The 13,618-nt window shown below is 50.4% G+C and carries 13 protein-coding genes; all 13 read right to left on the bottom strand.

The window, feature by feature from the left end; genetic code table 11:
* Positions 1-37: 37 nt before the first annotated feature.
* The 13 genes from BGI33_RS10430 to apbC all read right to left on the bottom strand — a co-directional run bounded on the left by BGI33_RS10430 (position 38) and on the right by apbC (position 13,555).
* Positions 38-919, bottom strand: a complete 882-nt coding sequence (locus BGI33_RS10430) for a hypothetical protein (protein WP_100091116.1) — start codon at positions 917-919, stop codon at positions 38-40.
* Positions 920-1,088: 169 nt separating this feature from the next.
* Complete coding sequence (locus tag BGI33_RS10435; RefSeq protein WP_100091117.1) at positions 1,089-1,349, bottom strand: hypothetical protein; 261 nt, start codon at positions 1,347-1,349, stop codon at positions 1,089-1,091.
* Between the two features lie 45 nt (positions 1,350-1,394).
* Positions 1,395-2,288 (bottom strand): hypothetical protein, encoded by an 894-nt coding sequence (locus BGI33_RS10440; protein WP_100091118.1) that lies wholly within the window; start codon positions 2,286-2,288, stop codon positions 1,395-1,397.
* Positions 2,289-2,458: 170 nt separating this feature from the next.
* Entirely contained in the window at positions 2,459-2,719 is a 261-nt protein-coding gene (locus tag BGI33_RS10445; RefSeq protein ID WP_100091119.1) for a hypothetical protein, read from the bottom strand.
* Between the two features lie 45 nt (positions 2,720-2,764).
* Complete coding sequence (locus BGI33_RS10450) at positions 2,765-3,655, bottom strand: hypothetical protein (protein ID WP_100114490.1); 891 nt, start codon at positions 3,653-3,655, stop codon at positions 2,765-2,767.
* A gap of 543 nt (positions 3,656-4,198) precedes the next feature.
* Positions 4,199-5,437: an exopolysaccharide biosynthesis polyprenyl glycosylphosphotransferase gene (locus tag BGI33_RS10455; protein WP_257378958.1), complete on the bottom strand. Its 1,239-nt coding sequence runs from the start codon at positions 5,435-5,437 to the stop codon at positions 4,199-4,201.
* A gap of 10 nt (positions 5,438-5,447) precedes the next feature.
* Positions 5,448-6,269: a glycosyltransferase gene (locus BGI33_RS10460; protein WP_100091122.1), complete on the bottom strand. Its 822-nt coding sequence runs from the start codon at positions 6,267-6,269 to the stop codon at positions 5,448-5,450.
* Positions 6,270-6,412: 143 nt separating this feature from the next.
* Positions 6,413-7,492: a stealth family protein gene (locus BGI33_RS10465; protein WP_180296995.1), complete on the bottom strand. Its 1,080-nt coding sequence runs from the start codon at positions 7,490-7,492 to the stop codon at positions 6,413-6,415.
* On the bottom strand, positions 7,492-8,244 hold the full coding sequence (locus tag BGI33_RS10470) for a glycosyltransferase family 32 protein (protein ID WP_100091124.1): 753 nt from the start codon (positions 8,242-8,244) through the stop codon (positions 7,492-7,494). The genes BGI33_RS10465 and BGI33_RS10470 overlap by 1 nt, the downstream gene beginning before the upstream one ends.
* Positions 8,241-9,716, bottom strand: coding sequence for a lipopolysaccharide biosynthesis protein (locus BGI33_RS10475; RefSeq protein WP_100091125.1), 1,476 nt, complete (start codon positions 9,714-9,716; stop codon positions 8,241-8,243). The genes BGI33_RS10470 and BGI33_RS10475 overlap by 4 nt, the downstream gene beginning before the upstream one ends.
* 28 nt (positions 9,717-9,744) lie before the next feature.
* Positions 9,745-10,590 carry a hypothetical protein gene (locus BGI33_RS10480; protein ID WP_100091126.1) on the bottom strand — a complete coding sequence of 282 codons (846 nt, stop codon included), beginning with the start codon at positions 10,588-10,590 and terminating at the stop codon, positions 9,745-9,747.
* Positions 10,587-12,314, bottom strand: a complete 1,728-nt coding sequence (locus BGI33_RS10485; protein WP_100091127.1) for a biotin--[acetyl-CoA-carboxylase] ligase — start codon at positions 12,312-12,314, stop codon at positions 10,587-10,589. Before BGI33_RS10485 ends, BGI33_RS10480 begins: the two co-directional genes overlap by 4 nt.
* A 161-nt stretch (positions 12,315-12,475) precedes the next feature.
* Positions 12,476-13,555 (bottom strand): iron-sulfur cluster carrier protein ApbC, encoded by a 1,080-nt coding sequence (gene apbC / locus BGI33_RS10490; protein WP_100091128.1) that lies wholly within the window; start codon positions 13,553-13,555, stop codon positions 12,476-12,478.
* Between the last annotated feature and the right edge of the window lie 63 nt (positions 13,556-13,618).

The raw sequence follows: 13,618 nt of genomic DNA on the forward strand, positions 1-13,618 counted from the left end.
CCCTAGAAATAATCAACAGTTCTACTGCTACCAAAAACTAAGCTTTACCAATCTGTTTGCCCAGCAGCTTGCCCTCCCGGCTTACGCGCCAGCTATCCAGTATTTTGATAATATTATTCTCCATCTCCTGCCACTGTGGCAGATAAGTACGGCTGTAACTAATCCATACTTGGATATGCCAGTCATCGTTATAAAACATATGGTCACAGGAATCTATATGATGGGTAAATTCACACTTGATATAGGTTTTAATATTGCCGGCCTGATCTTTTTTGATAAAAATATCCTTGGCATTGTCATCCCATTTCCACGGCTCGCCGGTTTTTGGATCAATACCATTATTTGCCCGATATACGGTTAGGCCATACAGCGGTTGTGGCTGCTGGATATAATCAAAATAGGTGATTTCTTTCGCCAATTTGAATTCATTCTGAACTGTGAAGTTAAAATTCAACGGCGCAGTAGCATCATATTGACCATAGACACTTACGCTCGCCCACGGAAAAGGTTTGCCATATGGGATTAAGGTTTCATTATCGCGGCGATAATCCTGTTGTGTCTGCCGAAAAGAGGTATAAATATCGCCATCAGTAATCCGATACAGAAAGCCAAATGATTCAATCGGCAAATCGTAAGATTCTGGCGGACGCTGGTATTTGGCTTTGATTTTCGGATCGGCAAAATCGCCCGGATCACCCATATAACGTGCCCAGCCATCAATCACACCAGCGGGGATGCTGATAGAGTGAGTACCCAGCTTACCAATGGTATCGGCGCGGCCACGGCTATCACGGTTATAGAATGGTACGGGTACCTGCTGTGCTGGCTGTTCGCTCAAATAATAGTCACAGCCGGTAAGCAGCAATACCTGCCACAGCAGCACCGCGATAAGCACAATCTTTTTGCATCCAGACTTCATAAGCAGCCCTGTTGCTCTATTTATAGAGTAAAAATTAACAGAAATTTTACCAAAATAAAAGAAAAAGAATGCGATTTTAAAATTTTTATTGTTTTAAATTAAATGTTAAGCAGTAGTTTAGTATTGGTGTATATGGAATATATTAATAAATATTTACATTGCACTAAGCTCAACCAGCGCAGCGAATCATATTGGTTTCATCGGCCATTAAAATATGATGATGTTCTTCCGCCACTGCCTGCATAAATTCCAATGCGCCATTACCGGTAATGGTATCCGCCGATGCTACCCCATACGCCCATTGAGCATAATGATAGCCACGTTTGGCCAGTTGCAGATACACCTCGCCAACATCGTTCAAATCACCATTTAATATTTGCTCACGCCATGCCTGAATTTCACTTCTACTTACTTTTTTTGCTTCTAACATACTGTTCTCCTTGAAAATAATCAACAGTTCTACTGCTACCAAAAACTAAGCTTTACCAATCTGTTTGCCCAGCAGCTTGCCTTCCCTGCTTACCCGCCAGCTATCCAGTATTTTAATAATATTGCCCTCCATCTCCTGCCATTGTGGCAGATAAGTACGGCTATAACTAATCCATACTTGGATATGCCATCTATCGTTATAAAACATATGACTACAAGAATTGATATGATGAGTAAATTGACACTTGATATAGGTTTTAATATTGCCGGCCTGATCTTTTTTGATAAAAATATCTTTGGCATTGTCATCCCATTTCCATGGTTCGCCGGTTTCCGGATCAATACCATTATTGGCCCGATATAAGGTTAAGTTATACAGCGGTTGTTCCTGCTGGATATAGTCAAAATGGGTGATGTCTTTCGCCAATTTGAATTCATTCTGAACAGTGAAGTTAAAATTCAATGGTGCAGCAGCATCATATTGGCCATAGACACTTACGCTTGCCCACGGAAAGGGTTTGCCATAAGGGATTAAGGTTTCATTATCGCGGCGATAATCCTGTTGTGTCTGCCGGAAAGAAGTATAGACATCACCATCAGTAATCCGATACAGAAAGCCAAATGATTCAATTGGTAAATCATAGGTTTTAGGTGGACGCTGGTATTTGGCTTTGATTTTCGGATCGGCAAAATCGCCCGGATCGCCAACATAACGTGCCCAGCCATCAATCACGCCTGCGGGGATACTGATGGAGTGAGTGCCGAGTTTGCCAATGGTGTCATAACGCCCACGACTATCCTGATTGCGGAATGGTTCTGGTACCTGCTGCGCTGATTGTTTTTCCGGCTGTTCGCTCAAATAATAGTCACAGCCGGCAAGTAGCAACATCTGCCACAGCAGCACCACGATAAGCACAATCTTTTTGCATCCAGACTTCATAAGCAGCCCTGTTGCTCTATTTTATAGAGTAAAAATTAACATAAATTTTACGAAAAGAAAAGAAAAAGAATGCGATTTTAAAAATTTTATTGTTTTAAATTAAATGTTAAACAACAATTCAGTATTCATGTATATCGGATATATTAATAAATATTTACATTGCGCTAAGTTCAACCAGCGCAGCGAATCTTATTGGTTTCGTCGTCCGTTAAAATATGGTGATGTTCTTTCGCCACCGCCTGCATAAATTCCAGTGCGCCATTGCCGGTAATGGTATCTGCGGATGCTACCCCGTACGCCCATTTGGCATAATGATAGCCACGTTTGGCCAGTTGCTGATACATTTCCCCAGCATCGGACAAATCGCCATTTTCAATTTGTTCTCGCCATGCCCTAATTTCATTTACTGATACTTTTTGTGCTTCAAACATAGTAATCTCCTTGCGATAATTAATCAGTTGTACCACTACCAAAAACTAGGCCTTACCAATCTGTTTGCCCAGCAGCTTGCCTTCTGGGCTTACCCGCCAGCTATCCAGTATTTTGATAATATTACTCTCCATCTCCTGCCACTGTGGCAGATAAACACGGTTATAACTAATCCATATTTGGATATGCCAGTCATCGTTATAAAACATATGGCTACAAAAATTTTTATGCTGGGTAAATTCACACTGGATATAGGTTTTAATATTGCCAGCCTGATCTTTTTTGAGCAAAATATCCTTGGCATTGGCATCAGATTTCCATGGTTCGCCGGTTTCCGGATTAATGCCATTATTGGCTTTATATACGGTTAAGCCATACAGCGGTTGTTCCTGCAGGATATAATCAAAATAGGTGATTTCTTTTGCCAATTTGAATTCATTCTGAACAGTGAAGTTAAAATTCAACGGCGCAGCATCATATTGGCCATAGACACTTACGCTTGCCCACGGAAAGGGTTTGCCATAAGGGATTAGGGTTTCATTATCACGGCGATAATCCTGTTGTGTCTGCCGGAAAGAAGTATAGACATCACCATCAGTAATCCGATACAGAAAGCCAAATGATTCAATCGGTAAATCATAGGTTTTAGGTGGACGCTGGTATTTGGCTTTGATTTTCGGATCGGCAAAATCGCCCGGATCGCCGATATAACGTGCCCAGCCATCAATCACGCCCGCGGGGATGCTGATGGAGTGAGTGCCTAGTTTGCCAATGGTGTCATAACGCCCACGACTATCCTGATTGCGGAATGGTTCTGGTACCTGCTGCGCTGATTGTTTTTCCGGCTGTTCGCTCAAATAATAGTCACAGCCGGTAAGCAGTAATATCTGCCACAGCAGCACCACGATAAGCACAATCTTTTTATATCCAGACTTCATAAGCAGCCCTTTTTCTCTATTTTATAAAGATAAATTAACATATTATTTACATTCAGGGAATGGCTGAATATTGTTTGGTGTTTAAGTTTTCTGTTATTTGATAATTGTTAATGACTAAATAAGGTTTGTGAAATAATTATATTGTTAGGATATGTTATATACGGGGAATAAATATTTGTATATGAATAATCTTGGGTTTTGATTAGGTTTTGATAATTGGTTATGCATAGATTTAGTTGAGGCATGTTATGCGCTAATTGCTATAGATTGATGTTGGATTTGGCAATGGATGTGATTATTATTTTTTGATACGTGTATATGGATGCGCAGTGCAGGCAGATTTCGATTGGTATGTAATTAAAGGAATTGAATAGATTATAGAAAATGGTGGTAAACAGAAGATTAAGCGATGTTATGAGTATTACTGCTTGGCTGTTTTGATGTTCGTGGTTTGCTTTTTGTTGGATTTATGGGTTTCTGTTTGTGTGTTGCAACGCTACCGGTAAGGTTTTACTGGTAGCGTTTTGTATGGGGATGGCTGGGTTAGCGTGCGCCGAAGCCGGTGAGCATGGTTTTGAGGGTTTTGAAGAATATGAGGATGTCGAGTGAGAAGGAGAAGTGTTTGATGTAGTAAAAATCGTGTTCGATTTTTATCTGGGTTTGTTCGGTGTCGGCCGCGTAGCCTTGGGTAACCTGTGCCCAGCCGGAGATGCCGGGTTTGACGATGTGGCGGTAGTCGTAGAAGGGGATTTCCTGAATAAACTGGTCGACAAAGATTTTTTGTTCGGGGCGGGGGCCGATAAGGCTCATGTCGCCTTTGAGGATATTCCAGAACTGGGGCAGTTCGTCGATGCGGGTTTTGCGGATGATGTGGCCGATGCGGGTGACGCGGGCGTCGCCCAGTTGCGCCATCTGGGCGCCGTTTTTTTCGGAGTCGCTGCACATGCTGCGGAATTTGTAGATGCAGAATTCGCGGCCGCCGCGGCCGATGCGGTTTTGGCGGAACAGGATGTCACCGGGGCTTTCGAGTTTGATGGCGATGGCGGTGATGAGCATTACCGGCAGGGTAAGGGGGGCAGACAGCAGGATAAGCAGGATGTCGGTAAGGCGTTTGATGAGGACATAGGTAGGCGATGGCAGGAGGGAGCCGAGGTCGTTTTCGTACAGGTGATGGATTTTTACGCGGCCGGTTAGGAATTCTTCTACCTGACGGATGTTGTAAACGGGCATGCCGTCGAGAGTTTGGCGGGCAAGGAATTTCTGCCAGTGGTGGTCGAGCTCGGGTTCGTGCAGGTCAGCTACGATGCCGTTGATGGTGGTGGCTGCGGGCAGACCGGGACTGGTGAGTTTTATCCAGTTGACGTTGGGTAGCTGGTCGGCATTGAGGGCGCGGCCATAAGGCAGGTAGGCGTAGGTGGTGATGAATTTGTTGCGGTAGTAGATGTAGGCTACGCACAAAAAGAGAGACAGGCAGCCGGCCATAAACAGGAACCACACGGTATAGGGCAGGTTGAAGAATTTGGCGGCCATCCACATGCCGAAAAACCAGAAGAAGGTATGCGGCAGGGCGATGACGGCGGATTTTCTGCCGGGAAAGTTGCTGAATACGGACAGGGATTTGGTGTTGAGCAGGTGGGCGATGCCGGCAAGGATGGTGCTGGTGATGAAGGCGGCACGCCCCTGCGAGAAGCCTTTGATGGGCTCCATGATGGCCAGTGGCAATAGCATAACCAGCAGGGTTCCGAAGAAGAGGCGGCTTTTATAGGACAGTAATTTTCGCATGATGTGTGGTTTATTTGTTCAGGCGCAAATGTTGGTAGAGGTGCCCCAGCAGACTGGTGGGCAGCAGGCGGCTGCTGCCGCGCAAGGCAAAGCAGCTTAGGGCAGCTAGCAGGGGCTGGCTGTGGAGGCGGCGTTTGAGCCGTAGTAGCTGCCATTCGCTACAGAGGTAGCGCAGTCCGCGCCGGCGTGCATGCATATTGTGGCCGGCACGGGCGTAGACGAGGGTTTCGGGCAGGTTGGCAACCGGATAGCCGGCAGCCAGCAGGCGCAGCCACAGATTGTAGTCTTCCATCCACTGGTGGTGCTGGTAGCCGCCTACTGTCTGTACGGCGCTTTTGCGGTAGGCCACAGCCATGTGGTTGATGGGGTTGCGCCACTGGGCATAGTGGCGGATGGCGCTGTCGGTAAGGGGTACTTGTCTGACGGCGCTGGTGTGTTCCGGGGTGGTGCTGAATTCGGCTATCTGGCCGCTGAACAGGGCAATTTCTGGATGTTGCTGGATATATGCCCATTGGTGCGCAAAGCGCTCAGGTGCGCAGATGTCGTCGGTATCCATGCGCATGATCCATTCGTGCCGGCAATGCTGCAAGCCGGCATTGAGGGCGTTGCCAAGGCCAACGTGCTGTGGCAGGGGGATGATTTTCAGCGGCAGGCGGGTTTGGTAGTGGCTAAGTACGTGCTGTAGTTCGGTGCCGATGGTGCCATCCAGTACCATGATGATTTCTTCGGCCTGTATGCTCTGGGCACACAGGCTGTCCAGACAGGCGCTGAGCCAGCCGGGCTGTTCCTGTGCATACAGGGAAAGCAAAACGGAAAAAGGACGGGTTTTCATGATGTTGACCGCAGTAGATGTGTATGCACGGGGTTTGTGAAGATTTGTTTATTATATCGCAACAATGTTGGCTGGTGCCGCCTGGCTGGCTGGCGCGGTGGGTTTGTGTAGTTAAATTAAGGCTAGGTGCTGATTTTTTACATTTATGCGCGCTGTTGTGGTGGCTGGCTGCTGTTTTGTTCGAATGAGGCTGGGTTGGGCAGGTAGTGTTCGTAGAATGCGCTCTGGGCGGCGTTGAGCTGTGCCAGTTCGTTGCTGTTGTTGCAGGTATCGTTGAGGCAGACGAAGCGGATTTCGGGGTGTTGGTGCAGGTGGTCAATGGCGCGGTTGAGTTCGGTTAGGTTGCTGATATTGCGTACAAAGCCGTCGTTGTGTTTGTGTGGGATGAAGGCACCGCTGGCCAGATGCCAGTAGCGGTTGAGGTAGATGGTGAGGTCGTTGCGGGCACGGAAGCGGTTGGTGGTGCAGGCGAGGATTTCGGGCTGAAAATGCTGGTAAACCTGTTGCAGGGTGCTGCGGGTATAGGGCTGGGGCTGGTGCCAGTGGGCAAACCAGAAGTAGTGGCGGTGGAGATATTTAAGCAGGGCGTTGCTGAGTTTTTCGCGCAGGCTGTAGCTGGGGGCGAAAAGGTGCTGTGTGTTCAGGGTAGCGGGCTTATATATGCGGTTAATCAGGGCGATGTTGTTGTTAAGGGCGTCTACCCAGCTATTCTGGCCGCGCAGGCGGCGAAACAGGGCGTTGCGCTTTAGCCAGCCGTGACAGAGGAAGTCGACGGGCAGGCCGTGCTGGAACAGGCGTTCGCGTGGGGTGGGGCGCAGGATAACGGTGTCGTCGTTGAGGTAGACGAAGTGTTCGCTCAGGCCTTGAAGGTTGACCAGATTCATTTCGATGGCGGATGAGTTGAATACGGGCAGGTTCTGCGGCTGGATAAACAGTTGTGTGTGGTTGATGATTTCGATTCTGGGATGGTTGGTTTGCAGCCAGTGCGGGCGCTGGTTGGCGGTAATCAGGTAGATTTTGTGATACCACGGGCAGTTTTGTTCGATGGAGCGCAGTACGTAGCGCAGGGTGCCGAAGTCCTGATAGCGGTTGCTGCTGGTGGCATCGCTGCGCCCATTATGCTGGGGCAGGTAGTGGTTTTTTTCGGCCTGCCATGCTGGATCGCTGCCATCTACCCATGGCAGGACGAAGTCAATCGGGGCATTGTCGGTGTTGGTGTTCATTAATGTTTCCGTTTGAGCAGGGCGATGAGTTTCTGGCTGTTGCGGGCGCCGAGGGTGGTACGCAGGAGGTTTAGCAGCCGGCGTTTGAGCTGGTCGATGCATTTGCTGTCGTTGAGCCATGTGCCATCGTAGTGATGAATGCAGACGGTGTTGGCGGTGCGGTTCAGTTCGTGGGTATAGGCGTTTTTGGCCATGAAGTAGTCGCTGGGGTAGACACAGACGTAGCCGGGGATTTCCTGCTGCTGGTTGTTGAGGATAATGCCGTGCTGCTGGTAGAGCTGTTTGAATAGCTGGTTGATGGTGATGAGCTGCTGTGGGTTGAATTCGAGGTTCTGGTATTGCTGCCAGATATCGTGCATCAGGGTGCTGCCGGCTTCGCAGCCCATGACGCCGGCCTGCGGGTTACAGGTGAGCTGGCGGGTGTAGGGATTCATGCCCTGTTCGAAACCGGTAAAGCAGTGATGGTGCAGGAAGGGGTCGAATGAGGCCACCATCTGTACGTCGGTGTCCAGATAGATGCCACCGTGCTGATACAGTGCCTGAATGCGGCAGACGTCGGCAACAAAGGCATATTTGCCGGCGGCGTAGGCGGCGCGGGCGTAGGGGTTGGCCTGATAGTCGAAGTTGTGTTCGTTCCACAGCTGGATTTGGTAGTCGGGCAGAAACTGGCGCCAGCTATCCAGATAACGCTGGGTGGTGGCAGGCAGTGGCTGGGGGCCAAACCAGCAGTAGTGAATCAGTTTGGGTATCATTGGGCAGGCCGGCGATAGATAAGAAATAGCAGGAGGCTGAAAGGTATGGCGGCGCTCAGGCCGGTAATGCAGCTGAGTTTAATCCAGTCCAGATAGTTGTGTACGCCGATGCTGCTGACGGGTTGCCAGCCGATGCTGATGCTGATGCTGATGGTGGCAAATACCACCAGCCATAACAGGTAGGGGCGTGTGTAGGACAGGGACAGAATATGCTTGCAGGTGTAATGTACCATTTCGCTGCTGCGGTAAAGGAAAGATACCAGTGCCGCCAGCAGGATGCCGGCGCTGCCCCATAGCTGGATAAAGCACAGGGAGCAGGTGATGTTGAGGCCTGCTTCAAGCAGTGCCTGTGGTTTGGTGGCCTTGTAGTGGCCGGCGGCCATGATGATGGTCATGCTGGGGATACGGCTGTTTTCGATGATGCCTACCAGTAAAAACAGGATGGCCAGTAGTGGCTGGTGGTAGTTGGCATCGGTCATGTTGTGGGTATAGAGCTGAATAAAGGGTGTCAGCAGTAGGCCGGTGCAGGTGTAAACCCAGCCGAGAAAGCACATAAAGAGGCGGTTATAGCGGCAGAAGTTGTGCCGGGTACGCTCGGGGTTGGTGGTGAGGCTATGGCCGAATATGGCCTGCATGCCCTGCGACAGGGACTGTAAGGCCATTTTGATGGCGCCAAAAATCAGGGCATAGACGGCGTAAATGCTGGCGTCTTTCAGTGATAGGAAAAGGGTAATCAGTACCAGCGGGGAGCTGAATATAAGCAGGCCGGTGAGCTGGTGGGTGAGTGCATCCCAGGTTTGTTGCAGTTGGTAGGCGTTGTGTTTGTTGTAGTGCTGGTTTAGGTTGCGGTAGTGGTGTTTGACATAGTGGCGGTACAGCAGGAATTTGCTCGCCTGTATCAGGGTGGAGGCTATCTGTACGGTGAGGATGTTGTAGCCGGCGCTGATCAGCCAGTAGCAGACGGTAATGTTGGCGAGGATGCTGCCAGCCTGTATGGTGGATATGATGTAGGTTTTCTGGTCGGCGGTGAGCAGGGCGCGGTAGCTGCCGAAAAAGAAGAAGTCGAGGATGTTGACCGCACCCATTACCAGTACCATGTAGAAGGTGAGGCTGGCGCTGATTTCGTTGTGGGTAAGCCAGGCAAACAGGATGGCCAGTACCAGTAGTGCGATGGCAAACAGGCTGCCGGAAATGCGGTAAAAGTGATGGGTGGCGGCGAGAATGCGGTTGCGTAGCTGGTTGTCGCGGGCAGTTAGTGCCTGATAGAGGGCAACGATGGCAGCGGCGCCAATGCCAGCCTCAAGCAGGGTGAGGTAGGCAATGAACTGTTTGATGGAGGCGAGCATGCCGTTGGTAGCCGAACCATAGGTTACGACGATCAGTGGTGGCAGGATAAACCCGCCCAGTGCAGTTATCAGTTGCAGCAACAGATTGGCGGATATGTTTTTCAGGATAACTGCACGGGTGCTCATGAAGCCTCAAGAGGGTTTGCTGACTGGCTTAGTGACAGTTACCGCTGCGCTGCATGCGGCCATAACGGCCGGTAATGGCGTTGATATCATGCATGGCAGAGTTGTCTACACCGCTGAATACAACGCGCATTTTGGCAATGCTGATGGGAGCGTGGCCAGAATGGCTGTCACTTTCACTATCGCTGTCGCTACTGCTGCCGCCTAAAGTGGTGATAAAGGCATCGCTGAATCCCTGCATTTTAGCGCGTGCCATTAAGCTTTCTGCGTCGTCACGCCGGTTGAATACACCGAGGCTGACTTTGCCCTGATTGATGCCGTAGTCAAAGCCATGTTCTTGCAGACGGGCACGGATATCGCTGTCGCCACTTGAAGAGAGTGCCACCATGTAACGGGTAGGTGTGGGCACACGATGTGGTTTGGCTGAGCTGCTAACCTGCTCGATGAAGCGGCTGGTGGTAAACGGCCAGTGGTTAAGCAGGCCTTTGATGCGGTGAAAATCATCTTCTGGCAGGGTAACTGTGGCGGTACAGGTATTGGTTGTAGGTATAGATGTAGGTGTAGCCGGTTTGTCGGCGTTGGCGGGAGCGTCAGTGGGCGTGTCAGTTTTTGGTTTGTTGGCCGCGGCGGTATCGGTTTTACTGGCGGGTTTGGTGGCAGGCACGCTGCTGCTGGCGGCTGTTTCAGCTGCTTCAGTTGTATGGCGCACGCTGATGTCCGGGGTGGCTGGTGCGGCAGCTTCAACCACTTCCGCAGCAGGGCTGGCGGCGCTGGCGGCAGCGGGTGAGGCAGATACGCCATGTACCAGTTTACCAGCTATCATGCTGCCGAAAACAATAATATTTAATGCTACCAAGATTGCAAACAGCCATTTCATGCGTATTCAACCCAATTGAGTAAACCATAAATCACTAAATTATCCACAATTTCAATGCGGTTGTCTAAGACAAATGTATTAGGTAGTGCCTGAGCTACTTTATTGGCTCCGCCGCCGGTAATAATGATGTCGACAGGCTTGCCGTCGCCGACTTTCTGTTGCAGTCGTGCATGCATCAGGATGATGGCACCACAGACTGCATCCATGATGCCACTGGCCATAGCATTCGGGGTGGTGGTGGCAAACGCATAGGGTTTGCCCAGCTGGCGGTTGAGGTTGGCTGTGCGTTTGGATAATGCTTCTTTCATTAAATGAAATCCTGGCAAGATGCTGCCACCCAGATAATGATTGTTATCGGTAAGTGCATCCACGGTGACGGCTGTACCACAGCTGACCACAACGCAGGCCTGACGGCTGTAGCGCCGGCTGCCAATGACGTTAAACCAGCGGTCGGCGCCATGTTCAGCCGGCTTGCGATAATGATTGTAGATGCCAAGCGCTTCTGGCATGGAAGGCAACCACATTACCGGGCTGGGCAGAATGCTGGCGATTTGCTGCTGGCGTGTTTTGCCACAAACAGCGCAGCCGATAATGCGCTGTACACCGGTACCATGTTGTGCCCAGTCCTGTATTAATGGTTGCAGGTCGTAATAGGCTGCTTTGCCATAGCTGAGTATACAGCCGTTTTCTACCCAGGCCCATTTGAGTTTGCTGTTGCCGGCGTCCAGCAGCAGGTAACGTTTTCTGCTGGCCTCTTCAGACTGGCTTTGTGCCGCACCGGGGCGCAGGCTGATTTCGCCGGTGACAAAGCTGCGTTCACCGCTGGCGGTTTGCAGCAGCAGGGCACCGGAAGCGGCAATACCGCTGACTGTGCCTTCGGCAATGCTGCTGCCATTAGCTAACAGGTGTACCAGTTGTCCCTGATCGCGGTGCAGCTGGTTGTAATTGGCCAGAAAGGGGCTGAGTCCATCCTGATTGAAACGTGGCAGGTATTGTGCCAGTCGGGACAGAATGCCCTGAAAAATCTGTGTTACCTGCGCCTGTGGCAGCAGCGACAGGATAGCGGAGGCTGTGCCCACCTGCTCGGGGATGCTGAAGTTTAAGCCGATGCCGATGATGGCGGTGGTTTGTTTCTGTTGTGGTACGGTTTCAATCAGAATGCCGCCAAGTTTGCTGTTATCCAGCATCAGGTCATTCGGCCATTTGATTTGTGCTGTTATGCCGAGTTCGCGCAGGGTTTGGGCTACGGCCAGTGCCACGACCAGTGCCAGACCGCCCAGTTGAGCCTGTGAGCGCTGAAATGACCAGCTCAGGCTAAACATCAGGCATTCGCCAATGCGGTTTTGCCATGTTTTGCCTTGTCGGCCGCGGCCGGCAGTCTGTTCATAGGCCAAACAGATTTGTGGTGGGGCATCAGTAGGTGCGCGGCGCACTTGTTCCAGCAGGATGGTGTTGGTGGAAGTGGTTTGTACCAGCAGACGGGGATTAAACCCATACTGGCGGGCACAATTGTTGAAGATGTGTTCTGGTATCAGTGCCAGGGTTTTGGTGAGCTGCCAGACGTCATTGTGCTGGCGCAATAGATTCTGGATGTGGGCAGGCATATCCTGCCAGGCTGCATTGAGCTGGGGAATTTTTTTATTCAGGGTATTTGCCAGTGTCTGGACATTATGTGCCAGACCGTCGGCAAGTAGAGCCAGTAAAGGCCAAAACGGGGTGTTCATAAAATGGCATCACCATAGTTATTATCGATAACAATGGGTTAATTCGATGTTGCTGCTTCTGCTATATGACCGGATACGGGTAGGCTGTGTCAACGGTTGTGCGGTCACAACCGTTGTGAATGTTATCGCATGGTTGGGGAATTGTCTCTGTTTGTTCGGGCTTACTCAACCACAATTTTGGGGAAACGCTGGCTATAGTCTTTGCCCTGATCCGCCAATGCCTGTACCAGCTTCCATGCTGCTTGTTCATACAGGCTGGCGATTTGGGGCTGCTGTTGTGCCAGTATACAGGCGCTACCATTATCCATGGCTTCACGTACTGCCAGTGTTAACGGTAGCTGCCCCAGCAGGGGAACGCCGAGTCTGTCCGCCAGTTCTTTACCGCCATTGTGCCCGAAAATGGATTCGGCATGGCCGCATTGAGAACAGATATGCATGGACATGTTTTCGAGCACGCCGAAAATGGGAATATTCACTTTCTGGAACATATTCACAGCTTTGCGGGCATCAATCAGGGCTACATCTTGCGGTGTGGTGACTACTACTGCACCGGTAACCGGAATTTTCTGTGCCAGTGTGAGCTGGATATCGCCGGTACCGGGGGGTAAGTCGATAATCAGGTAATCCACATCGTCCCACTGGCTTTGAAACAATAGCTGCTGTAAAGCCTGACTTACCATCGGGCCGCGCCAGATAACTGCCTGATCGGTATCAACCAGAAAGCCCACTGACATCACCTGAATTTCACCGGCGGCCATTACGGGAATCATTTTGCCGTCATGCTGGCGTGGTTCCTGTGCGGCTACGCCAAGCATGGTAGGCTGGCTGGGGCCGTAAATATCAGCATCAAGTACGCCTACGCGTGCGCCCATACGGCTTAAAGCAACGGCCAGATTGGCGCTGGTGGTGGATTTGCCCACACCGCCTTTGCCTGAAGCTACGGCGATGATGTTTTTAACGCCGGCGATAGTTTGTACGCCAGGCTGTACTTTGTGTTTGCCTATGGCCAGCTGTACTTGTACAAATAGGGGTGTATCGCCAAATTTGGCAGTGATGGCCTGATCAATAAGCTGTTGCAGTTCATCAATGAGGTGTGCAACAGGGTAAGGAAAGGTAAGGTCAAGATGAATGCCATCGTTGGCGATGGTAACGTTACTCACGGCTTTTTCACTACCCAGAGTACGGCTACTGGCTGGAATGGTGATGCTGTTGAGTAAGGTGGTAATGGATTGTGTGTTCATGTAAGTTTAATCCGCAGCTGTATTTCTGGCGCATATTTTATCCTATATTGGCTTGCGGCCAGC

Source organism: Snodgrassella alvi (genome assembly GCF_002777425.1).
In the GTDB taxonomy this organism is placed as follows: domain Bacteria; phylum Pseudomonadota; class Gammaproteobacteria; order Burkholderiales; family Neisseriaceae; genus Snodgrassella; species Snodgrassella alvi_B.